Raw genomic sequence first — 23,196 nt, 5'->3', positions numbered from 1 at the left:
GTTGCTCCTACTGGGCCAGTTGGTCCCTGTAAGCCTTGCGGACCTGTAGCTCCTGCAGGACCAGCTACACCCTGTGGACCTTGAATACCTTGAGCGCCGGTCGCTCCTTTTAATGTTTGACCTGTGCTAGTCCATACTCCTGAAGTTTTCTTATAAACGGTACCGGTGGCAGCATCTACATAGCTATCACCATTCACTCCTAAACTAGAAGCTGGGACTCCCGTTCCTGATAGCATAGAAAAACCTTGAGCACCCGTTGCTCCTACTGGGCCGGCTGGTCCCTGTAAACCCTGTGGACCTGTAGCCCCAGCAGGACCGGCTACACCTTGAGGCCCTTGAATACCTTGCGGACCAATAAGAGATGTACCAACTCCCCAACCACTAGCGGTTTTAGGTCCATAAATTTGGTTGGTAGCTGTATTGATATAGAAATCTCCTACCGTACCTGTAGTAGATAATGGCTCTATAGTACCATTAAGCACACTTTTACCGTTTGCTCCTGCTAGGGTAGTTGCACTACCTAGAGGCTTCCAAGTACCTCCATTAAGAAGATTACTTTTGTTTTCATAATAGTAGAAACCTGGGACTACATCTACACCTCCTAGACCAGATCTACCAGTTCCTACATTATAAACCAACATCCCATCCATACGAGTAGGATAGTTAGCAGGTCCGCCAGAGCCTACACTAGATAAAGCTGTAAGCTGAACTAAATCCACTCTAGGGAATATTAACCCCTTTCCTAGATTGATTGAACTGTTCCAATCTGGAGAGGACGAAGCATCCATAAATGCGGTACTATTAGACAATACCTCTTGATTAACAGTAGAATTTGTTCTAACCTGACCAAATGCAATACTTCCAAGAGCAACCGCAGCTAATAATAGATTTTTTTTCATAATAGATTTTTTTTCATATTAATTACCTCCCTCTGAACCATACCATTTACCACCATAATATATATAACATAAACCGCTATTCTGGTAAATAGACCCTCCATATAATCCTCTAGGCTGAGGAGATATTGTCAATGTAGATCCTGATGTTCCTGGAGCATCATTAAATATACAAATCTTTCTACCATTAACAACGCCCGCTGTATCAAAAGTCCAAGTAACTGCTCCCGAATCTTTTTTTATTAGAAAATAGTCATCTGCCGTCAATGTTATAGTTCCACCTCCCTGAACTTCCCTAGTTTTATATATTGTAGCTCCTAACTTATTCCACTTCTGTATACTTTTATCAAAAAAGTAAAACCCTTTACCACTTACTTCCGATGCTACTCCTGTACCAGCTACTCCATCAGAAACATACACCAAAGTAGCCTCTTCGGCTCCTGTCATAGCTTGTACCTTTGCTGTAGTTACCCTAGGGATAAGAATCCCCTCATTGGTACTTCCTGTAGTAGTTTTAGCATCAATGTGTAGAGTAGCTTTAGGATCTGGATTATTAATACCCACTTGTCCATAAGCTGATAATCCTAAGCCAATAAAAGCTAACAGGCTTAATTTAGTCGTTCTTGTTTTCATAAATTTTATTTTTTTGTTTGAATTAATTTTACTGGCATAAACAATCCCTTAGAAAACTTATTTCTAAAGCAATATAAGATAGAAAGAAGCATTGAGATTTTTGAGAATTCCCCTCTAATATTCCAAAAAAACTAGGAACACCAAACAAAAACAACAACAAATTAAGCTTATGAAATAACGGTGCTCCTAGTGTAGAAATATGAAAATCAAAGTGAAATAAACATAAAACACAGGCACACACAAAAACCCCATAAACTCTTAAAAAGAATACAGGGTATGGCTTACATAACGAAACACTCGTATAAGAAAGCATAATAATTGTGGTTTGTGTGTGTTTATGTGTGTGTTTACACAATTATTCTAACTATCCGTGTTTTATGTATAATTAGCTGTATTACAGCTGTACTACAAAAACTAGTACAAACTTATAACCTTTTTGCAAAGTGTACAAGTTTTTTTAATAAAAACTGCTAATAATCATAGTTTTATTTTAAAATCAGAAAATAATATTTTAGCTTTGTACTAAATCTTAATAGACATTGTTTATGTTAAACTTTATAAAAAGACTTTTTGGAGGGAACCCCGTAGATTTTCAAGATTTAGCCGCAAAGGGAGCTCAAATAATAGATGTGAGAACAAAAGCCGAATACAATTCAGGGCATATTTTCAATTCCATAAATATCCCATTACAGGAGTTGAACCAAAATCTCAACCGCTTGGACAAAAACAGACCCGTAATTACCTGTTGTGCCAGTGGTATGCGTAGTGCTTCGGCAAAATCTATCTTATCTAATAATGGCTTTACTGCTTATAATGGTGGAGGCTGGAGCTCTCTTCAAAAGAAAATTCTAAAATAAAAATTATGTCTCAAAAATTTAAAGAACTCATAGAATCTCCTAAGCCTGTGCTGATAGACTTTTTTGCTACTTGGTGCCAGCCTTGCAAGATACAGTCTTCGGTACTTAACACCGTGAAAGAAAATGTGGGAGATACGGCTAGAATTGTAAAAATAGATATAGATAATTACCCTTCTATCGCTAGCGAATACAGCGTAAGAAGTGTACCCACTCTTATGATTTTTAAAAACAATGAACTCCTCTGGAAAGGTAGTGGCGTACACGATGTAAATACCCTAACTCAACTTCTTAAAGATTTTGCTTAAGCCAAACTTAAATATAAATATTCTATAAAAAAACTTGCACTCTCTATAAAGGGTGCAAGTTTTTTATTAAAGCTCGTTTACTTAGTTTTTTTACATTGCAGAAGATACCACTACTTCTGAATCTATCTTTTTGATTAACCCTTGTAAAGTCTTACCTGGACCTACTTCCACAAAAGAAGTTGCACCGTCTTTAATCATATTTTGAATAGACTGCGTCCACTTTACAGGGCCTGTAAGCTGTGCGATAAGGTTTTGTTTGATTTCCTCCTCATTAGCCACTGCTGTAGTCGTAATATTTTGATAAATAGGGAAACTTGCCTTTCTAAATTTTGTATTTTCTATCGCTGTTGCTAACTGGTCTTGTGCAGGCTTCATTAGTGGTGAATGAAATGCCCCATTAACAGGTAATAGCAATGCTCTCTTAGCTCCCGCTTCTTTAAGTTTAGCACAGGCTTCCTCTACTGCTTTGGTTTCTCCAGAGATTACCAATTGCCCAGGGCAGTTATAGTTTGCAGGTACTACTACCCCATCTATTTGAGTGCAGATTTCTTCTACTCTTTCATCTTCTAAGCCCAAAATAGCTGCCATAGAAGAAGGGTTAGCATCACACGCTTTTTGCATAGCATCTGCCCTTTGAGCTACTAATTTTAAGCCGTCTTCGAAGGATAAAACGCCACTCGCCACCAATGCCGAAAACTCTCCCAAAGAATGTCCTGCCACCATCTGAACACCTGTAGCATCTATAGCTTTAACTGCCGCCACGGAATGTATAAATATCGCAGGTTGCGTTACTCTGGTTTGTTTTAAATCTTCCTCTGAACCATTAAACATAATTTTTAGGATATTAAAACCTAATATTTCGTTGGAAAACTCCATTAAGTCTTTAATATCTTTTCTACTGTCGTACAGTTCCTGTCCCATTCCTACAAACTGAGACCCCTGACCTGGGAACACTAATGCTTTCATACTTATTTTTTCAAAGATTATCTCTTTAATTTCTTATTTAATTTATGGTAAAAGTCTTACTACACGGTAACCTACATTTACATAGGCACCATTTGGTTTTACTCTTTGGAATTCAAATTTTGTAGCTAGCTGAGTTTGGGCTTGTCCCATTTGTTTAAAGATTTCTCCTTTTTTATTTTCTCTTGAGAGCATATCATTAACAATATCAAACCCCACTATAGCATATTTAGAAGGTGTTTTACAATATTTGGCTTTATATGCCGCTAAGACTTCTTTTTCAAAACTTCCTTCTGAATTGATTTTCCTATCCATTATATACACCAAATTAGCTTGACTTAGCTCATCTACTTTTTTATCAAAAGCAGCCACATAGAACATACTAAAGGCTTTGATCCCTTTAGTATCCTTAGACAAACCAATGATTTTAGAAGCAAAAGCATTACCCACACCGTCATCATCACTCGCCAAAATTGCTATTACTGGAGAACTTTGACCTGTCATCATATTTTGCTCTAGCTCTATCTTAGACGCATTATCCACTATAATAACCTCTGCTTTTCTTAACGACCTATCTAATCCTGCCTTTATGTAGTTTGCATTAGTCGTGTCATCTCCAGCCACGATATAAATTTTTTGGTTAGAAAAGACCTCTTTAACCTCTTTTACAATCCTATCAGCATAGATGGTTTTATCCGTTTCAGCTATAATTAAATTACCAAAACCATACATCTCCTCGCTGTTTGCAAAAGGAGCTACTATAGGAATTTGAGTATCTTTAACATAGTCTAAAACCTCCAATACATTAGATTTAAATAAAGGTCCAATAATTAAATCGGTATTAGACTGGTCTATTTGGATTAAATTTTTCTTGAATGCTTTTTCGTTACCTGCATCTATGATATTAAAATCTAGCTCTTGCCCCTTTTTAGCATTCATCTCTACAGCTAACTTAGCTCCCATAAGGAAATCCGTTGCAAGCCCTCTATATTTAGAATCTCCTGTATCAAAGCCAAATGGCAACATCAATACCACTTTAAGTGCGTTAGTATTCTTCTTAACATAGGCTTTATTGAACTTTTTTATTTTAAGAACCATCCCTGGTTTTAAGCCCTCTGAAATTTGAGGATTAAGTTCTAAGAGTTGATCTAAATCCAAATCATACTTGTTAAGGATACCAAAAACAGTATCACCTGCCTGAACGGTATAGGTAATATAATCTTCTTGGGAAGGAACTACCTTTTTAGTTTCTGAAAAATCTGGTTTTATTTTCTCAGTAGAGTTAGCGACACTTGGGTGTTTCACTTTAATAACTTCCCCTACTTTCAAGCCATTCTCTTCTAAACCTGGATTAAGTGCAAAAAGGTCTTTCTTACTGATTCCAAATTGTCTTGTAATGCGATAGTAGTTATCCTTAGCCTGCACCTCGTATTCTCCTTCGGATAAAGCCTTTGCTGTTTTTTCCACAGACGAATTTTCCTGTGTTGTGGTTGGAGTAGCAACTTCTTTAACAGTAGAAGTAGTTACTAATTCTGATGCTCCGTATTTAGTGATTTTATCCAAAGGCAATACCACTTCCTCTCCTATCTTCATTTCTAAATTTGGATTCAGTTTTCTAACCTCCGTTTCCGTAATATGGTACTGGCGGATTAAACTATATAAAGTTTGTTTTGGCTTAAGTACAATTTTACCCAGCTGAACTTCCTTAGAAGCAGCCACTACTTTTTGTCTTTGCCCAGCTGACTTTTTACCAATATTAAGGGTTTGCCCTATCTTAATGGCTCCATCCTTTATTTCAGGATTAAGTTCGTAAAGTTCTTTTATAGATAAACCGTACTTTCTGGAGATAGAGTACGGCGTCTCTTTCTCGGCTACCGTGTGCGTTTGTGCCTGTAAAAAGAAACTCATTAAAAATATGGGAGCAATTAATATTTTTTTCATTGTTTATAAACTAGATTGCAAAAATACATTTTTCCAATTAAATAGCTAACACTAACATTACCGACTTATCCACAGGCATTTCTTCTAAACAGATATCCAACCATTTTCTACCTAAACCTCTGTAAAATACGCTAAAATTATATTGTCTTTCCTGCCATTTAGCATTAGGATTTATCTTTTCAGCGAGCAAATTCAATCGTTCTAACAAATCTTGATTTTTTTTCTTTTCTGCTTTTAACAGACGGGTTCTCATTTTTTGATAAGATTTTAGCTGACGCTTCTGTTCTGCTTCCACAAGGTTAAAGAAAGTAACCTCTGTCTGTCGGGCTTTTTCTTTCAGTTCATCAAAACCTTGCTTTAGTAATTTTTCTTTCTCATCAATAGTAGGCAGTAAAGTAGAATTTTTCAATAGTTTTTCTCCAAACATTCTCTGATAATCATTGAAAAAATCCTTAACACTAAACCCTAACTTATCAATTTTAGCAAAAGTTTTTTCATCAATAAAAGTGAATGAATGGCGTGGTATTAAAACTGGAAACTCTAACCCTATACTTTTGAAATAATCTACCAACTCTAGCCAATACATTATCTCTGCATTTCCGCCTATATAAGCGATATTAGGCAACACTGTCTCCTGATACACAGGTCTCATCAAAGCATTAGGGCTAAATCTTTCAGGAAAGTTCTGCAACTCCTCCAAAATTTCTTGCTCCGTAAATACCTTTTGGGTGTCTATCACTTTAAATGAGTTACCTTCTCTTTCTATCCTTTGGCGTTTGTCCGTAAGGTAAAACAAATTGATTTCTCTAGGATTCACCTGCACTTTAGAGTATGTTTGTGATAAATACGCTATCCTTTGCTTGGTTTCGTTGTATAGTTTTTGAGAAAAAAGTTCTTCTCTAAAAGCGGAGGACATTTGCAATTTCAAAGCCTTATCATCACCATCTATGAGTAAAAGTCCGTAGTCTGCAAATAATTTTTGAGCTAAAATCCTTATAGATTGCGATAGTGTATGCCCCACACCATAAGCTTCCTCTAGCCAACCAACAAGCTCTTTTCCAAAAGGGAAACTCTCCATTTCCTTTTTAAATTGTTCCAAAAATGCGTTAGTTTCCAACTTAATTCTACCTACCGCTCCACCTTGTACGCCTTCTATCTCGTAGTAATTTTCATCTGTCCTGAAGTGATTGATTTCATCAAAATCGTGGTCTTCCGTAGCCATCCAAAAAATAGGAACAAAATGTTTTTCAGGAAATTGTTCTTTAAGATAAACACTCGTTTTAATTGTCTGTAAAATCTTATAAATAAAAAACACAGGTCCTGTAAACAAATTAAGCTGATGACCTGTAGTGATGGTAAATGTATTTTCTTTTAGTAAAGCTTCCAAATTCTCCTTTTGTGATGGAGAAAGCTCAATACCTTCATATTGCTCTTGAATGACTTTAACTAAAACTTCTCTTTTTTCATTAGAAAATGTTTGGGATTTAGCCTCTATCTTATCAACTATGTTGGTAATATTAAATGAATACGGTTTAAAATCCTCTATTTTATCATCTAAAAAATCCCTAATCAGCTTAGGGATTGCCTCTATCTCCTGAAATGGAATAAGCGTTTTCATACTTCAAATTTAGTAAAAAAGATACCAAACTACACCTAAATTAAGCCTAAAATCAGAAATAGGAAAATATGGCGCTGTATATGACCTATTTTTCATAAATGTAGTATTAAAGTGCTGTGCTTCTGCATAAATGAGCATTCTTTTCACTTTCATATTAAAATAAGCCGAAGCAATAGGTTGCCCTCCTATGCTATGAGCAGAGGCAGACGGCAACACAAATTCGTTAAGTACAGGAGCGTATTCTCTAGAGTTGAACTTTGAAAAATAATATACTTGAATACCCGTCTGTAATTCTGCCGCTTTTTTAAAGGCTGGTGTTTGATAGTAGAAATTGAGTCTTCCTACAAAATGTGGCAAAGGCAACAAATCTTTATTATTGAGAACCGCCTGAAATAAAAGATTTGGATTAAAGTTAAATTTACCATACTTAAACAGAGCTTCTCCACCAATCTGAGAAATATTAACCGAAGCCGAACTTTGCTTAGGCTGATACAACTCATTAAAATAAGCCATTTGGTCTATCCTAAAATAATTGGCTGATACTTTTGCATCAAACCATTTCAAGCCTAAAGTTCCACCAATTTCTAGAATATTTTGATTTTTGAAATCTTGCCACTGATAATTGAAATTAGGATAAAGCGAAGCATTTACCAAATAGTTAAAACTTGGCGCTACCGACTGGAAGTTAGCTTTAGCATCTAAGAAATAACCCTCAATAGGCTCTAACTTTAAGTGATTGGTTGTTTTTAAATAATTTCCAAAAACAGCGCCTCTAGAGATTTCTAAGAAAGACTGCAACTTCAGTTTATCCCAAAGGTTGATGTCTAAATTCCCAACCGCTCCTAGCCTATTTTCTTTATAAATATCAAACTGGGCGTTACCCGTACCCAAACTGATACTTTGATGCCTAATACCTGCATCTAGTTTAAATTTTTCGTTATCCCAAAGTAAACTTATTGTATTACTTAAGTTCTCAGAATATTTTTTATTTACCAAAGACATCTCTGTTAATACACTGCCACCTCTTTGCTGAAAATAACTTTCTACACTAGATTGTTTAAAATAGTATTTATTACCTTGATGAAAAATGCTATGCCTTAACTTAAACGGAAAACGCTCCGAAGAAAACGGACGAAATTCGTGGCTGTAATAATACCTTCTATATGAAAATCTAGAATCAGAACTTGTGAGATTAACTTCGAGATTATTTCTATTTTTAAATCGGGTATCGTTAAGGAAATTATCCAAGCTCACAATACCTCCATATTCCTCTGCATTAACATTCTGATGCGTAAAATGAGCATAAGCTTGATATTTTTGATTTCTAGACTGAAACCGTGCCGAAACTGTAAAATTATTACTAGAGGTCAAACTTCTTCTATAAAACCCTTGGGACCTAAGCCCCGTATAATCCAACGCAAAATTGAAATCCTTCCCAATATTTTGAGTATAGGTAGATTTTAGAGTTCCCCCATTTCCCACACCATTATGGTAAACAAAAGCCGTAGTAGGCGTTTTAACATCATAATAGCATATATCTTGAATACCTTGTATGAAGTGTGATTTATTAGTTGGCAAAAGAGTTAAATTCTCCTCTGAGTTAACGGAATACACTAAATCTTGAAAACCTGCTCCCACATTAGCAAATGGCACCTTACCAAAAACATCTCTATTGTTATATTGGGTAAATTGATGATATTTATCTATACTAAACACCGTATCAAACACTTGATACTGCCCAAATTGCACCTTATATCTATAATCTTGAATAGTAGGAATAAAGACTTTAACAGAGTCTTTTCCGCCTCTATCTATAACTAATGAATCTTGCTTTATCTTATCTCCCGATTTTTCTTGTGCTTTTAACCAAGTAGAAGCCAATAACACTACTATAAAAAAAATGTACCTCATAAAGTTTTTATGAGGTACAAAGGTATGTAATTTATGTGATTAAATCATATGCTTTTAGTTAGCATACCCTGAGTTCTGCTGTATATTTGGATTACCAGCTATCTCTGACATAGGTATAGGGAAAGTATATTTATAACTACCATTCTCCAAATTAGAAACAGGTACTATATCATCTGTCTCGTTTCTGTCCATAGTAACACCTGCTTTAGCAGCCAAACGTTTAAGATCTATATAACGATGTCCCTCAAAAGCTAACTCTACTCTTCTCTCTTTAAGTATATCAGCCAAAGCTTGAGTAGAAGAAGTATAAGTAGGCGTAATAGCCTTTCCTAAATAGTTTCTACTTTCTCTAACTTTCTGAATATAACTCTTAGCAAGAGCAAAATCATTTTCTGCTACAGCACATTCAGCCAAAATAAAATACATTTCAGATAGTCTAAATACCTTAACATCATTCCTTAACGGAGCAGTAGATTTTCCCGGATATTTATCAATAATCAACTGATCAGACTGTATAGGAGAGGATGAAGTAGCATAGTTAGGATCTATTTTAGATGTCGGATCAACGTAAGTATACCTCCTAATATCACCTTCAGTTTTATCAAGAATATTAAATAAATTTCTTCCCATTGCCCACATAGGGGTACCACTTAAATTAGACTGATTAAGGTTGTAGCTAGCAGCAAGATTCGTCCCTGATCCTGAAACAGGTCTAGAAGCAGCAAAAATTACCTCACCTTGATCAGTATCATTCCATATATTTCTGTATGGGCTAAAAGATGGTTCTTTGTAGAAAGCAGTATTCCACTCTGTGCTACCAGCAACCAAACTACCTAATCCAGATGCAGGCAGTGCATTAGTTAAACTTAAACCTGACTTAGATAATACCTCCAAAGCAGCAACTTTTGCTTCAGCGTATTTCCCTCTATATAAATTTAATCTAGCTCTGATAGCACTTACCAAATTCTTACTAGCATAATAACGACTAGACTGTGGGAGGTACTGCTCTGCATAATCAAGATCAGAATTAATTAAATTATAAACATCCTTGTTAATACTTCTTTGTTTTTTAGTATCAGCAGTAGGTACACCATCAACTATAATAACGCCTAAAGCATTATCATCTTGCATATTCTCTGAAAAATAAGTTTGCAATTGTAAATAAGATAAAGCTCTAAGTACTCTAGCTTCAGCTAAAATCTGATTATAGCTAGCCAATTCAGAACTAGATGGTGTTACTTTTTTTGAACCTTCAATCAACCTATTACAGTTATTGATTACCCTGTAATTTGATATCCAAGTAGAAGATACCAAGCCATCAGCGGAAGTAATATAATACCTGTGTAAATCATACTGTTGACCTCCAGATCCTGACCCTGGCTTAACTTCATCTGTTAATACAGAAGTAGCATAAATAGCAGACGCAGGCTCATAGTTCATATAAACCCCTCCCTTCAGATAAGCATCCATATTGGCTACACTAGTATAGAATAGGTTATCATTAACCTCTCCATCTTGAACAATATCAATAGCATCTCTACAGCTATTAATAGTAGATACTGAAACAACTGATAATAGTGCAATAGCACTTATTCTAATTATTCTTCTTTTCATTTTCTTTTTTTTTAAAATTCAACATTTAATCCTATTGAATACGTTTTAGGGTTAGGGTAAACACTTGCTGATGTAGGATTAAATGGTTCTGGATCAAAACCTTTCCACTTAGTCCAAGTAACTAAGTTTTCCCCCATCACATATACTTTAACCGATCTAAACGGTGTAGACGCTAACAATTCTTTTTTAACGTTGTATCCAAAAGAAACATTCTTTAATCTCACAAAATCAGTTTTATATAAAAATCTATCAGAATCATAACTCGATAAACTCCAATTTTTAGATGTTAATGACGGTATATCTGTATTTCTATTATTAACAGTCCATGCATTCAACATATCTGCAGTTACATTATTCCCATTACCTGCGTAATTAGGATTATTGAGCCAAGAAGCTAAGTTATCAAAAGCCCAACCTCCTTTTTGGTAACTAAATAATGACGTTAAATAAAATCCTTTATAATCTATATCAATACCAAAGCCTCCAGTATAAATAGGAAGTGCAGATTTCCCCGTTAAAATTCTATCGTCTGCTGTAGGAGCCTCTGTTTTATTACCATTTTTATCTAAAAATAAAGCTTCACCATTATCTGGATTTACACCTATATAACGATAAAGATTCCATTGATAAGCAGGTCCTCCTTTAGCAAAAACATTATTACTCGTTAAATCTTCTCCTGGAAGCTCTAGTATTTTGTTTCTATTATAAGCCATGTTAGCAAATACAGAAAGACTAAAATCTGTTTTCTTAATAGCATTAACTCTTAAGTTTGCTTCAACACCTCTGTTCTGCATTTTACCATTATTTCCTTTGATACGATAGGTAGCATTTACTGCAGAAATAGGCACATCTAGATATAGGTCTGACGTAGTCTTTTCGTAATAGTCGAAAGCTCCTTGAATCCTATTCCTAAACAAAGCGAAATCTACCCCTATATTAGCTTGACTTATTCTCTCCCAACTTAAAAGAGGATTCTTCAATCCCACAAAAAAACCAGGTATGTTTTGATAACCCGTTCCTCCTTCATAAACATCTCTTACGACATTAGAACCTGCATATAAGGCATTGAAATTATTAGATGAAGGCACTATATTTTGGTTACCGTTAGTTCCGTAAGAAGCTCTTAGTTTCAACATATTGAATACAGATCCCTCCATAAACTCTTCCTTATCGACATTCCATCTACCAGATACTGACCAGAAAGTCGCCCACTTTCTCCCATCGGCAAATCTATACGAAGCATCTCTTCTTACTGTTGCTGAAACACCATATCTGGAAGCATAGTCATAATCTAATGTTCCTATAAAGGCTAGAGTCCCTGCCTTAACTTTTTCAACTGAGACTGAAGGTCTATACAAAGCAGGAGTATCTGGATTAAACGGCACATATCCCGTTCCTGCACCAAAAGCCCAATCTAACTGCCTCAATCCAGGCTGATACTGTGACCTATAAGAGTAAAAGCCTCTTAAATAATCAATATATGCACCCAACCCTATGGTATGTTCTCCAATTTTTTTATCATATAATAAACTTGTAACTGAATTCAATGTTGCGTCAAAAGTATTATTTATTGACTCAAATCCTCCATGAGCAGCTTTTTGAGATTTAGCAACTACAACAGACAAATAACCAAATGGGTCTCTTGCGAAAATACGCTCATCCTGCTTATAATTAACCCCTGTTTTATTAGTTACTGTTAAATCATCTGTGATTTTATAAGATCCACTTACATTTACAATGGCTGAGGTTTGGGAAAATCTATTTTTAACACCTCCGTTTATAATATCAGATAATATCCAAGATCCCCTGCCTGTCCAATTTGCCCCTATAGCATCATACATTTCCTGTCCGTTAGTAAATCTATACGGTTCTAAATAAGTAGGTGCAACAACCGCTCCATAAAGAGGGTTTTGTATCGTATTGTAAGCAACTCCTGTATTGGTCTCCTGATCTAACTGGTTTCTCTTTGAATACCCAAGTCCTATTTGAGCACTGTAAGAAAAACGACCGTTCTCTGACTTCCCATTAATGTTACTTCTCAAAGTAAATCTCTTAAAATCAGTAGATTTAACTACACCTTCACTGTCTAAGTATCCTAATGATGTATATGCAGTAAACAATTTAGCACCATATCTAAGTCCTAAATTATGCTGCTGAGACATCCCAACTCTAAAGAATTCCTTATTCCAGTCTGTATTAACCGCATAACCATCTATCTGACTTTGAGTTAATGTAGAGCCTAAACCGTTACCTACCCTCTGCTGAATTGTCAACAACTCCCTTGAAGATGCCAAATTATATTTATGCATAGGGAAAGTAGAGAAGTTAGTAACCGCATCATAAGAAACTTTTAAACCCGAGTTATAAGCCCCTGATTTTGTTGTAATTACAAGAACCCCATTAGCTCCATAGTTACCATATATAGCAGTTGCTTGAGCATCTTTTAAAATTGATATTGACTCTATGTCATTAGGGTTCAAATTCCTAAATTCATTCCCAGTAGACATTAATCCATCTATAACATAAAGAGGATCCGTAGAAGCATTTAAACTCCCCATACCTCTAACCATAACATTGATTTTTCCCGAACCTGGAGATCCCGAAGATGAATTAATTGAAACACCTGGAGCTGTTCCTTGAACAGAATTCAAAAAAGAAGCATTAGGACGATTTTCCAACAAGTCTGAGGTAACCGTAGTACTAGCCGTACTAGATTTTGACTTACTCATAGTCTTTCCATAACCTAAAATCACAACTTCTTTAATTTCTTTAATGCTGTCTTTTTTCGCTTTTTGTGCTACTACACTTTGAGCTCCTATAAAGAAAACAGCCCCAGCGGTAAGCACCCTTAATTTCACATTCATATTAACAAAATTTAATATTATACCTCGCAAATATGTTAATAATTCTTAATATTCACAAATAAATCAGCTTTTTTTATTATTTATCACCTAAAAACACTATACATTTTCATCAAAAAACAAGTCCATTTTTAAGGATTAAATCATAAACAATTTAATAAAACCTAATAATCAACAATTTAAAATTAAATTATCATTATTATCATAATATTAAAATAACCGTAATTTAGATTCGTTATAAATTAATAAAAAGGGACTCAGTAAATTCAACTGAGCCCCTTTATATCAAATCGTGAAAATAAAAACTTATATTACTTCAGTTTCTTCTTAACACTTACTTGTTCGTAAACTTCTAAAATATCTCCAACTTCTATATCATTATAGCCTTTAAGGTTAAGTCCGCATTCGTAGCCCTTGGTAACCTCTTTAACATCATCTTTAAAACGTTTTAAACTCTCAAGTTCGCCATCAAACTTCACAATACCATCTCTTAGAAGTCTTATCTTAGAGTTTCTAGTAACTTTACCTGTAAGTACCATACACCCTGCAATAGAGCCTACTTTAGAAATTTTGAACACCTCTCTAATTTCAACATTACCCACCACCTGCTCTTTAATTTCAGGTGAAAGCATTCCTTCCATAGCTTCCTTAACATCATCAATAGCATCGTAGATGACAGAGTAAGTTCTTATTTCTATCTCTTCTTTGTCCGCTAAATCTTTTGCGTTTGCTCCCGCTCTTACATTAAAGCCTATAACTACAGCATCTGAAGCAGTTGCCAATAAGATATCACTCTCTGTAATTTGACCAACTCCTTTGTGTAATATGTTGATTTGAATTTCCTCCGTAGATAGTTTTTGTAACATATCAGATAATGCTTCTACAGAACCGTCCACATCACCCTTAAGGATAATATTAAGTTCCTTAAAGTCGCCTAAAGCAATACGTCTTCCTATCTCATCTAATGTTAAATGCTTCTTAGTTCTTATAGATTGCTCTCTATGAAGCTGTTCTCTCTTATTCGCTAAGTTTTTAGCCTCTCTTTCATCTTCATAAACCTTAAACTTATCTCCCGCAGTAGGAGCTCCGTCTAAACCTAAAATAGTTACAGGGATAGAAGGTCCTGCCTCTTCCATATTATTACCTCTTTCGTCTAGCATTGCTTTTACCTTACCATGGTTTTTACCAGCTAAGACATAATCCCCAACTTTAAGTGTACCTGCCTGAACGAGCATTGTAGCTACATAGCCTCTGCCTTTATCTAAAGCAGCCTCTATAATAACTCCATTAGAACGCCTATTAGGGTTAGCTTTAAGTTCTAAAAGTTCTGCCTGTATCAATACTTTTTCTAAAAGTAAATCTACATTATTACCAAACTTAGCAGATATTTCTTGAGATTGTACATTACCACCCCATTCTTCTACCAATATATTTAATTGAGATAACTGTTCTCTAATTTTATCTGGATTAGCATTGGGTTTATCCACCTTGTTAATTGCAATAATCATAGGAACTCCCGCTGCCTGAGCGTGAGAGATAGCCTCTTTTGTTTGTGGCATTACATCGTCGTCTGCCGCAATCACAATAATAGCAATATCAGTAACTTGAGCCCCTCTAGCTCTCATCGCTGTAAAGGCTTCGTGTCCTGGTGTATCTAAGAATGTAATGCGTTCCCCATTTTCTAACTTAACATTGTAAGCTCCTATGTGCTGTGTGATACCTCCAGACTCTCCAGCGATAACATTGGTTTTTCTTATATAGTCAAGTAATGAAGTCTTACCGTGATCCACATGCCCCATTACCGTTACGATAGGTGCTCTGTGAACTAAATCTTCTTCTGTATCTTCTTCCTCTTCTGCATTATCATCTGTAAGCTCTGCATCGGCAAAAACAATATCAAAACCAAACTCTTCCGCCACTAATGTTAGTGTATCTGCCTCTAATCTTTGGTTCATAGTTACCATTACTCCTAAGGCAAAACAAGCAGATATTACCTCCATTGGAGATACATCCATAAGACTAGCCAACTCACTTACCGTAATAAACTCGGTTACTTTAAGCGTTCTGTCTTTTGCTTCTAATTCTTGTTGTTCTGCATCTTGCTCTCTACGCTGAGTTCTCTTCTCCTTTCTATATTTAGCAGACTTAGATTTACCACCTTTATTGGTTAGTTTCTCTAAAGTCTCCTTAATTTGATTTTTTACTTGCTCTTCTGTAAGCTCTACAGGCATTGTCTTCTCTCCTCTCTTCTTCTTTCCTCCACGGCTTCCTTTATTGTCAGGACGAGCTCCTCCAGAATTATTACCTTTAGTCTTATTATCTTGCTCTTTATTTTGTCCTTGAGCAGGTTTAGCATCAGTAGTCTTCGTAATTCTTTTTCTCTTCTTTTTCTTAGGACGAGTTTCAAACTGAGATAAATCCACAGTTTGTTTTAAAATCTTAGGACCTTCCAGTTTTTGATAGTTGGTCTCTATTTTTTGAGGCTCTTCCGCAACAACCCCTTCTTTAACCTCTTCCTCTTGTTTAGGTTGAACCACTTCTTCCACTTTAACAGCCGGCTTCTCTTCTACCTTAACCTCAGATTTTTCTTCTTTTTTAGCTACTGTTTTTTCTTTCTTAGCCTCTGATTTTTTAGAAGACTTAGGTCTAGAAGATTCTATCTGACTTAAGTCTATTTTATCTAAAACTTTCAGCTCAGTCTTTTGAGAATCTGCCTCTAATTTCACAGGCTCTTCTTTCTTTTCTACCTCTACTACAGGTTCTTCTCTAACCTCAGTCTTTTTTTCTTCTGTTTTATTTTGACCTAAATCTATTTTACCTAAAACTTTAGGTTCAAGTTTTTCAGAAGACTTGGCTCTTATAACCTCAGGGGCTTTTTCCTCTTTTAGTTCTATCTTTTCCTCTGGAACTTTAGAAATTACCACCTCATTAGAAGCCTTTTTTTGCTCTCCATCTTTTTTGAACTCAGCTTCCAATGCAGAATATGCCTCTGGTGCCAATAGAGCATTTGGATTACTATCTATCTCTATATTTTTGGTTCTTAGAAATTCTACCGCTCTAGATACCGAGATATTAAGTTCCTTAATTGCTTTATTTAATCTAATATTTTTTGGCATAATGTATTTGATATTTGCTAATAACCACTAGTGTTATTTCGCTTTTTATTTTATAAGTTATTTATTGTTTAAACGAAGCTTAACTTCATTTTAGTTTTCCGTTTCACAAGAGTTACTAATCGTTAAACTCCTCTGCTAAAATTCTTTTAACTTCTTCTATTGTTTCTTCTTCCAAGTCTGTCAAACGAACTAGAGCCTCTGTATCCTTATCTATAATACTCTTAGCCGTATCTAAACCAACTTTTTTGAAAGTTTCTATCACCCAACCTTCAATTTCATCACTAAATTCGTCTAGCTCTACATCATCATCTTCATGAGCTTCTCTGTAAACATCTATTTCATAATCAGATAGCCAAGAAGCTAATTTGATATTTTGACCTTGCTTACCTATGATTTTAGCAATCTCTTCAGAAGGCGTATATACCAATGCTTTTGATTCCTCTGCATTGATGTCTATCTTATTTATAGTAACATTACCTAAAGCTCTCTTAACCAATATTTCTGGATTTTTAGACCATTGGATAACATCTATATTTTCGTTTCTAAGTTCTCTTACCACACCGTGTATTCTAGACCCCTTAACACCTACACACGCTCCCACAGGATCTATTCTATCGTCGTAAGCATCTACAGCAATTTTAGCTTTTTCACCTGGTATTCTCACTACTTTTTTAAGAATGATGGTTCCATCTTGAATTTCTGGAATTTCTAATTCTAATAGTCTCTCTAAGAACTTAGGCGATATTCTAGAAATCGTGATTTGAGGTTTACTTCCTTTAAAATCAACACTTTCTATCACAGCTCTCACATTATCTCCTTTTCTAAAGAAATCTGAAGGTATCTGCTTATCTTTTGGCAAAATATACTCGTTGCCTTCATCATCTAATAATATCACATGCTTGAAACGGATATGATGAACTTCGCCCACCATAATTTCCCCAATTCTATCCTTGAATTGTTCATATAAGTAAGCATTGTGATGCTCTTGTATTTTAGTTGCTAAAATTTGCTTAAGCGTTAAGATATTTCTTCTCCCCAGTTGAGATACTTTAATTTCTTGAGTAAACTCTTCCCCCACTTCAAAAGTAGGATCTGTTTTTCTAGCTTCCGAAATTTCTATTTCTAAATCGTCATCTTCTGACATTTGGTCTTCCACAATAGTTTTATTAAGAAAAATTTGGAAATCTCCCTTATCTGGATTTACAATCACATCAAAATGATCATCAGAATCATATCTTTTCCTTAGAAGGGTTTTAAGAGAATCTTCTATGATTGCCATCAAATCAATCTTACTGATATTCTTCTCTTCTTTAAAATCCCCAAACGCTTCTATCAAAGCTAAATTATCCATCTATATACTTCTTTATTATTTACAATTAAACTGATTTTACCACACTAAAACTTAATAGCTACTAAAGCTTTTTTTATATCTGAAAGTAAAATTTCTTTCTCCTCCTCTACATCTATCTTACCTTTACCTATTTCCTTAGGTTTACGGTAGCGTAAGATTAACACCACTTTATCCTCTTCCACTCTAGTCAATTCACCTTCTATTTTAGAGGAGTCATTCAGCAGAATATCCAAATCTCTACCTATGTTTTTTCTAAACTGTCTTATTTGAGTCAATGGCTCGCTGAGTCCTGCTGACATCACCTGAAGGCTAAAGTCATGCTCTTCTCTATCCATATTAAACTCTATAGCTCTACTTGCATCTAGACAATCTTGCAAGGTAACTCCATTATCTCCATCTAAAATAACCACCACATCATCTCCCGCCGACACTTTAAGATCTATTAAAAATAAATCTTCTCTCTCCGAAAGGAAATCGTTAAGTAGTGTTTCCACCTGTGCTTTTATACTCATACTCTTGTTTGTTAAACCTCGAATAGTAGGACTACGAAAAAAGGCTTTCTTTCGAAGCCTTTCCATTATTTCCCGCAAATCCTCCGCAAAGGTACAGTTTTTTTATCACACCACAAAACATAACACACTCAACTTATTGAAATAAAAGCTCAAATACTTTATTTCAAAATATTTTCAACTGAGTTTTATCTATCCGTTCTATAAATTTTGTTTACCTATTTGCTAAAAATGAGCTTCAATAGGAAAATCTAACTTTCTTGCAATTTCCAAAATCCTCTCTTTTTCTGACTTTTCGCAAATAAAAAGCGAATAACTATCCATCTGTGTATCAATATTTAGCATTGTAAAGTCAGATTCTTTTTCTATTTTCTCTGCAATCTGCCACATTTCTTTATCTTTAATAGTAAATTCTTGCTGTATTTCTTCGGAAATAAACTCACTTAAATCATCATAATCCACTTTCCAATCGGAATTGAAAGTCAATAACAACTCAGATAACAAATGTTGAGTAAAATAAGGTATATCCACCTCAGAATCCTCATCAAAATAACCTTCCTCCACAAGCATCTCTTTGTATTCTTCTGGGTTTTCTTGAATTAAGTGCCAATTTTGTTTAAACACCTCTATCTCCTCTTCACTCCGAAAGCCCTTCAAACCAACAATTTTTATAAATTCTTCCAGTAGTTTTCCTGAATCTTTTTCTACTTGCTTTACAAATTCCCCTTGGTTTCTCACCGTAGCAATCTCAAACTCATTACAAACAATTTCTATAGCCTCAGTGAAAAATTTAATGTAGTGCTTTTCATATTCATCTTGAGTATCCTCAACAAGAACTTTAGCATGAGTAATTGTTTCAAGTGTAGAAAGACACTGCTCTACATGGTAAAAAACAGTTACCTTCATTGTTCCATCTTCATAATACGATGGAATCAAAAAGAACATCAGATTTTGTGCTGTAAAATGCTTTTTGAACTTGCCAACTGGTGGAATGGTACAATGCATTACAATCAAACTATATTCAACATTATTATTTTTATCCTCATCCGACAAACAGCCAATATCAAAAGGCTCTAAAAATGTTTTCTCATATGGCTCAAATATATTTTTAGCTTTTATCTTTTTTAGACTTGCTTTATCATATTCTGGATCACCACTTGTAAAAGACGAAGGATAATTGAGGTATTCCAACAATATATCCGATTTAAACTGAGATAAATTAGGCTTTACGCTTTGTTGCCAATGGCGGTCAGGCTCCTCCATAAATCGTACAATATCAGGAAGAGCTTTAAAACTTTCTAAAGTCATATTATTTTCACTTTCAGAGTTAATCCTAGATTTTTTAAATAGATTTTTCAAACTTTTTAAAACCATACTCTCACTTTTAAGTCAATCGCAAAAGTATAAAATGTTTATCTTTGGATAAAAATAAATCATGTTCAATACAGAAGAATATCAAAGTGCTTTGGAGTGGCTGTTTACACAAATGCCCAACTACCAAATAGATGGACAAAAAGCCTACAAACCAGGACTAGACAATATAAAAAAACTTTGCGATTTTTTTGGAAACCCTCAAAACAAATTAAAAACAATACACATAGGTGGAACTAATGGCAAAGGCTCTACGAGCAATATGTTAGCTTCCATACTTCAAGAGCAAGGTTATAAAGTAGGGCTTTACAACTCTCCGCACCTTATAGAGTTTACAGAAAGAATTAAAGTAAATGGCACCAACGCAGATAAGAGCTTCGTTTTTAATTTCATAAATAAACTGAAAAATCTCCCTAAGGATATCAAACCTTCCTTTTTTGAATTTACCACCATAATGGCATTTCAGTATTTTTATGAACAAAAGGTAGATTTTGCCATTATAGAAGTCGGTCTCGGAGGACGATTAGATGCTACTAACATTATCTCTCCTTTAGTGTCCGCCATTACCAACATTGCACTAGACCACCAAAACCTTCTAGGAGAAACATTGGAAGAAATCACTACAGAAAAAGCTGGAATCATTAAACCAAAAACCACCATCATCTGCGGCGAAGAACAGCCAGAAATAAAAAAAGTAATACAAAAAAAAGCACAATCCAAGGAGGCTAATTTCATAGACGCCACTTCCATAGCAACATCATACGAAACCGATTTAAAAGGAGATTACCAAAAGAAAAACATTCGTGTTGTAATAGGGATTATACAAGAATTAAAAAAATTAGGCTTCCAAATTTCTGACCAATCTATTGAGAATGGACTGCTTAATGTACATAATAACACCAAATTTATGGGGCGGTGGTTTGAAGTTTCTAAAAACCCTCTCGTCATCTGCGATACAGGACACAACCACGCTGGTTTAACCGAAGTTTTTAAACAACTGAATGCCATATCAAAGAAAAAACATATTGTGATAGGCTTCGTAAATGATAAAAAAATAGAACCCGTATTTGATTTAACCTCACCCAAAGACCATTATTACTTTGTAAAACCTCAAATAAACAGAGGACTTCACCCCAAAAACTACGAGAATTTAATCCAAAACAAGGGTTTAAACTATCAAATTTTTGACGATGTAAATGAAGGCTACAATGCCGCGAAACACCTCTGCAAAGCAGATGAGATGATTTTCATTGGTGGAAGCAACTTTGTTGTAGGAGATTTTTTAGAAAAAAATTTGCCAGTTAATAAATAACTCGTATATTTGCACCACTCAAATGAGAAATTTGGGGCGGTTAGCTCAGTTGGTTCAGAGCATCTGGTTTACACCCAGAGGGTCGGGGGTTCGAATCCCTCACCGCCCACCAAAAGGGTTCTTAGCTCAGTTGGTTCAGAGCATCTGGTTTACACCCAGAGGGTCGGGGGTTCGAATCCCTCAGAACCCACTTTTAAATAAAAATCTCACAACAATGTGAGATTTTTTTTATTTCCATAAAGACACTTAACATCACAAAGAAAAAGTACGAGGAATTAAATCATAAAGCACAAAGTTTAACATTCTATCATCCTCTTCTATAACATTTTCTGCTTTTTCTTTGAACTCAATATTAGGCATTACTCCCCTTCCCTCTTTATCCACTTTATAAGTAGGCTCTATACTAAGTAATCCAAATCTTATATTGAGTTTTGAATATGGTAATTCAAATCTAGGCATCATACCAGCCACTGTGCCATTATGCGTTCCACCTGTCTCCTCTCCTATTAAAGTTACATTTGGCAAAGATTTGATATACGCACTAATAATGCTAGAGGCAGAAAAACTTTTACCATTGATTAATACATAAACTTTATTAGTATAATTAAGTGCTTTAGGCTGTGTTTTTCGAGATTGTTTAATTGGAGTACGCCAGTATCCGTTAGCATCTTTATAAGTAGAAATTGTATTTTTAAGAAAAAGAGGAATAGTAATGGGAGAAAGCAATATTTTACTCACAATATTCCCGCCTCTAAAGTAATTAAGATACACCATTTTATTTGTTACTATGGGGTCATCAACCATACGAAACTCCTTTTGAGACAAGTATTTTGATAAGTGGTATATTTGAGAAATACGACCTCCCAAATTATTTCTAAGGTCTAACACTAAGTGTCTAACTTCACGCTCTTTTAATATCTTAAAAATTTCGTCATAAGCCTTCTTACGACCTGAAGAAAAACTTCTAATTTTAAGAACCGCTATACTAGAATCACCTTTTACAGGAAAAGATAAATCGTTTATATAAACTTTCTCATCAGTATCATAACCGTAAATTCTCTTTTTCTTATTGACTTTTCTTTGTTCTAATCTGTTGGCTATTTTTTCTTCTTTCGTTAAATGTTCAATCTCTTTTTTAACTTTAGAAAGAGAGTCTTTAATCTGCCCTTTAGGTTCTAACTTTTTGTGAACAATCTTCTTAAATTCTCTTTTAGCATTAAAAATCACCAATCTATCTGCACATTTTGCTTTTATCTCTAGACTATCTACAAAACCTAACTCATTTAGATAAAAACGGTTAACCATACCCGCAAAATAGTAAGGGATAAAGGTTTGATTATAACCATCTGAGGTAAGTCCTGCTTTATATTTTTTATATAATTCTTGAGGAGTTATACCATTAACCGAAACAATTTCCATACCTTTAAGAAGAACATCAGCCTCTTTTTTTGTATTTTTCTCTATAAACAATCGCCCATTTTCGTAATAATAGCTTAACCCGCTCAATGGATTTTTGGATTCCTTGTATTTACTTCTTTCTGAACTTGAATAAGTTTTAAGGAGAGGCTTCATCGTGATATGACCTTGTTTTATCTTGGCCACCACAGGTGTTATTTTTAAATAAAATTCCTTTGGAGTTAACGGTCTATCTATAGTTCTTCTCAAAGAATCAAAAGAATAATGCAATGCTTTTTGCTCTATATACCAATCTATTTTAGGATGATTTTTAAACAAAACCCTTTCCACATAATTAATATCCTTTATCAATTTATCTTTGGGAATAGGCGTTTCTATACGTCGATTATATCTATCTAACGAATTACAACTCACTAACACAATCACTAGTAATACAATATAACTTACCTTTGAATTCATACCTTTGCTTTCTTAAAGAAAACAAATGTAAAATTTTTTCACGATGAGAAGTAACAAAACAGA

General features: G+C 34.8%; 15 protein-coding genes, 2 tRNA genes and 1 pseudogene. 5 read left to right on the top strand and 13 right to left on the bottom strand.

The genetic code is table 11. From position 1 onward, the window contains the following. Together GXW81_RS10620 and GXW81_RS02280 are read right to left on the bottom strand one after the other, a co-directional pair. Positions 1-899 (bottom strand): annotated as a pseudogene (locus GXW81_RS10620) (collagen-like protein); the annotation flags it as partial. 18 nt (positions 900-917) lie between these two features. After that, the gene (locus GXW81_RS02280; RefSeq protein WP_064969806.1) at positions 918-1,529 is read right to left on the bottom strand and encodes a hypothetical protein; all 612 of its coding nucleotides are present in this window, start codon (positions 1,527-1,529) and stop codon (positions 918-920) included. Positions 1,530-2,074: 545 nt separating this feature from the next. Between GXW81_RS02280 and GXW81_RS02275 the strand changes: the two genes are divergently transcribed. Both GXW81_RS02275 and GXW81_RS02270 read left to right on the top strand, forming a co-directional pair. Then, on the top strand, positions 2,075-2,386 hold the full coding sequence (locus GXW81_RS02275) for a rhodanese-like domain-containing protein (RefSeq protein WP_161531016.1): 312 nt from the start codon (positions 2,075-2,077) through the stop codon (positions 2,384-2,386). 5 nt (positions 2,387-2,391) lie between these two features. Continuing rightward, complete coding sequence (locus GXW81_RS02270) at positions 2,392-2,691, top strand: co-chaperone YbbN (RefSeq protein WP_161531015.1); 300 nt, start codon at positions 2,392-2,394, stop codon at positions 2,689-2,691. Positions 2,692-2,781: 90 nt separating this feature from the next. Here the strand turns inward: GXW81_RS02270 and fabD are convergent, their stop codons facing one another. The 10 genes from fabD to GXW81_RS02220 form a co-directional block, all read right to left on the bottom strand. Further along, positions 2,782-3,657 (bottom strand): ACP S-malonyltransferase, encoded by an 876-nt coding sequence (gene fabD, locus GXW81_RS02265; protein WP_161531014.1) that lies wholly within the window; start codon positions 3,655-3,657, stop codon positions 2,782-2,784. A gap of 42 nt (positions 3,658-3,699) precedes the next feature. Then, positions 3,700-5,595, bottom strand: a complete 1,896-nt coding sequence (locus GXW81_RS02260; protein WP_161531013.1) for a LysM peptidoglycan-binding domain-containing protein — start codon at positions 5,593-5,595, stop codon at positions 3,700-3,702. A gap of 37 nt (positions 5,596-5,632) precedes the next feature. Continuing rightward, positions 5,633-7,213: a bacillithiol biosynthesis cysteine-adding enzyme BshC gene (gene bshC / locus GXW81_RS02255; RefSeq protein ID WP_161531012.1), complete on the bottom strand. Its 1,581-nt coding sequence runs from the start codon at positions 7,211-7,213 to the stop codon at positions 5,633-5,635. Positions 7,214-7,222: 9 nt separating this feature from the next. Then, positions 7,223-9,124 (bottom strand): putative porin, encoded by a 1,902-nt coding sequence (locus GXW81_RS02250; RefSeq protein ID WP_161531011.1) that lies wholly within the window; start codon positions 9,122-9,124, stop codon positions 7,223-7,225. Positions 9,125-9,178: 54 nt separating this feature from the next. Beyond that, complete coding sequence (locus GXW81_RS02245) at positions 9,179-10,738, bottom strand: RagB/SusD family nutrient uptake outer membrane protein (protein WP_161531010.1); 1,560 nt, start codon at positions 10,736-10,738, stop codon at positions 9,179-9,181. Positions 10,739-10,749: 11 nt separating this feature from the next. Then, the gene (locus tag GXW81_RS02240; protein WP_161531009.1) at positions 10,750-13,602 is read right to left on the bottom strand and encodes a SusC/RagA family TonB-linked outer membrane protein; all 2,853 of its coding nucleotides are present in this window, start codon (positions 13,600-13,602) and stop codon (positions 10,750-10,752) included. A 308-nt stretch (positions 13,603-13,910) separates the two neighbouring features. Continuing rightward, the gene (gene infB, locus GXW81_RS02235; protein ID WP_161531008.1) at positions 13,911-16,715 is read right to left on the bottom strand and encodes a translation initiation factor IF-2; all 2,805 of its coding nucleotides are present in this window, start codon (positions 16,713-16,715) and stop codon (positions 13,911-13,913) included. 115 nt (positions 16,716-16,830) lie between these two features. Continuing rightward, positions 16,831-18,066: a transcription termination factor NusA gene (gene nusA / locus GXW81_RS02230; RefSeq protein ID WP_153929402.1), complete on the bottom strand. Its 1,236-nt coding sequence runs from the start codon at positions 18,064-18,066 to the stop codon at positions 16,831-16,833. A gap of 44 nt (positions 18,067-18,110) precedes the next feature. Next, the gene (gene rimP, locus GXW81_RS02225; protein WP_064969851.1) at positions 18,111-18,578 is read right to left on the bottom strand and encodes a ribosome assembly cofactor RimP; all 468 of its coding nucleotides are present in this window, start codon (positions 18,576-18,578) and stop codon (positions 18,111-18,113) included. A gap of 222 nt (positions 18,579-18,800) precedes the next feature. Beyond that, positions 18,801-19,949, bottom strand: a complete 1,149-nt coding sequence (locus GXW81_RS02220) for a hypothetical protein (RefSeq protein ID WP_161531007.1) — start codon at positions 19,947-19,949, stop codon at positions 18,801-18,803. Between the two features lie 61 nt (positions 19,950-20,010). Between GXW81_RS02220 and GXW81_RS02215 the strand changes: the two genes are divergently transcribed. The 3 genes from GXW81_RS02215 (at position 20,011) to GXW81_RS02205 (ending at position 21,448) form a co-directional block, all read left to right on the top strand. Continuing rightward, entirely contained in the window at positions 20,011-21,258 is a 1,248-nt protein-coding gene (locus tag GXW81_RS02215; RefSeq protein WP_161531006.1) for a folylpolyglutamate synthase/dihydrofolate synthase family protein, read from the top strand. Positions 21,259-21,292: 34 nt separating this feature from the next. Beyond that, positions 21,293-21,370, top strand: a tRNA-Val gene (locus GXW81_RS02210). Positions 21,371-21,373: 3 nt separating this feature from the next. Continuing rightward, positions 21,374-21,448: transfer RNA gene (locus GXW81_RS02205), tRNA-Val, on the top strand. Positions 21,449-21,510: 62 nt separating this feature from the next. Here GXW81_RS02205 and GXW81_RS02200 read toward each other — a convergent pair. Then, positions 21,511-23,133 (bottom strand): S41 family peptidase, encoded by a 1,623-nt coding sequence (locus tag GXW81_RS02200; RefSeq protein WP_161531005.1) that lies wholly within the window; start codon positions 23,131-23,133, stop codon positions 21,511-21,513. Between the last annotated feature and the right edge of the window lie 63 nt (positions 23,134-23,196).

This window comes from Riemerella anatipestifer (assembly GCF_009932355.1).
Classification (GTDB): domain Bacteria; phylum Bacteroidota; class Bacteroidia; order Flavobacteriales; family Weeksellaceae; genus Riemerella; species Riemerella anatipestifer_E.
Note: the sequence above shows the minus strand (reverse complement) of the source record. Positions and strands in the feature narration are given on the sequence as shown.

What these genes read in the sequence shown, in the direction of transcription:
- GXW81_RS02250 (WP_161531011.1), bottom strand. Translation starts at nt 9,124, where the DNA reads ATGAGGTACATTTTTTTTATAGTAGTGTTATTGGCTTCTACTTGGTTA.
- nusA (WP_153929402.1), bottom strand. Translation starts at nt 18,066, where the DNA reads ATGGATAATTTAGCTTTGATAGAAGCGTTTGGGGATTTTAAAGAAGAG.
- GXW81_RS02220 (WP_161531007.1), bottom strand. Translation starts at nt 19,949, where the DNA reads ATGGTTTTAAAAAGTTTGAAAAATCTATTTAAAAAATCTAGGATTAAC.
- infB (WP_161531008.1), bottom strand. Translation starts at nt 16,715, where the DNA reads ATGCCAAAAAATATTAGATTAAATAAAGCAATTAAGGAACTTAATATC.
- fabD (WP_161531014.1), bottom strand. Translation starts at nt 3,657, where the DNA reads ATGAAAGCATTAGTGTTCCCAGGTCAGGGGTCTCAGTTTGTAGGAATG.
- GXW81_RS02240 (WP_161531009.1), bottom strand. Translation starts at nt 13,602, where the DNA reads ATGAATGTGAAATTAAGGGTGCTTACCGCTGGGGCTGTTTTCTTTATA.
- GXW81_RS02245 (WP_161531010.1), bottom strand. Translation starts at nt 10,738, where the DNA reads ATGAAAAGAAGAATAATTAGAATAAGTGCTATTGCACTATTATCAGTT.
- rimP (WP_064969851.1), bottom strand. Translation starts at nt 18,578, where the DNA reads ATGAGTATAAAAGCACAGGTGGAAACACTACTTAACGATTTCCTTTCG.
- GXW81_RS02280 (WP_064969806.1), bottom strand. Translation starts at nt 1,529, where the DNA reads ATGAAAACAAGAACGACTAAATTAAGCCTGTTAGCTTTTATTGGCTTA.
- GXW81_RS02200 (WP_161531005.1), bottom strand. Translation starts at nt 23,133, where the DNA reads ATGAATTCAAAGGTAAGTTATATTGTATTACTAGTGATTGTGTTAGTG.
- GXW81_RS02260 (WP_161531013.1), bottom strand. Translation starts at nt 5,595, where the DNA reads ATGAAAAAAATATTAATTGCTCCCATATTTTTAATGAGTTTCTTTTTA.
- bshC (WP_161531012.1), bottom strand. Translation starts at nt 7,213, where the DNA reads ATGAAAACGCTTATTCCATTTCAGGAGATAGAGGCAATCCCTAAGCTG.
- GXW81_RS02215 (WP_161531006.1), top strand. Translation starts at nt 20,011, where the DNA reads ATGTTCAATACAGAAGAATATCAAAGTGCTTTGGAGTGGCTGTTTACA.
- GXW81_RS02275 (WP_161531016.1), top strand. Translation starts at nt 2,075, where the DNA reads ATGTTAAACTTTATAAAAAGACTTTTTGGAGGGAACCCCGTAGATTTT.
- GXW81_RS02270 (WP_161531015.1), top strand. Translation starts at nt 2,392, where the DNA reads ATGTCTCAAAAATTTAAAGAACTCATAGAATCTCCTAAGCCTGTGCTG.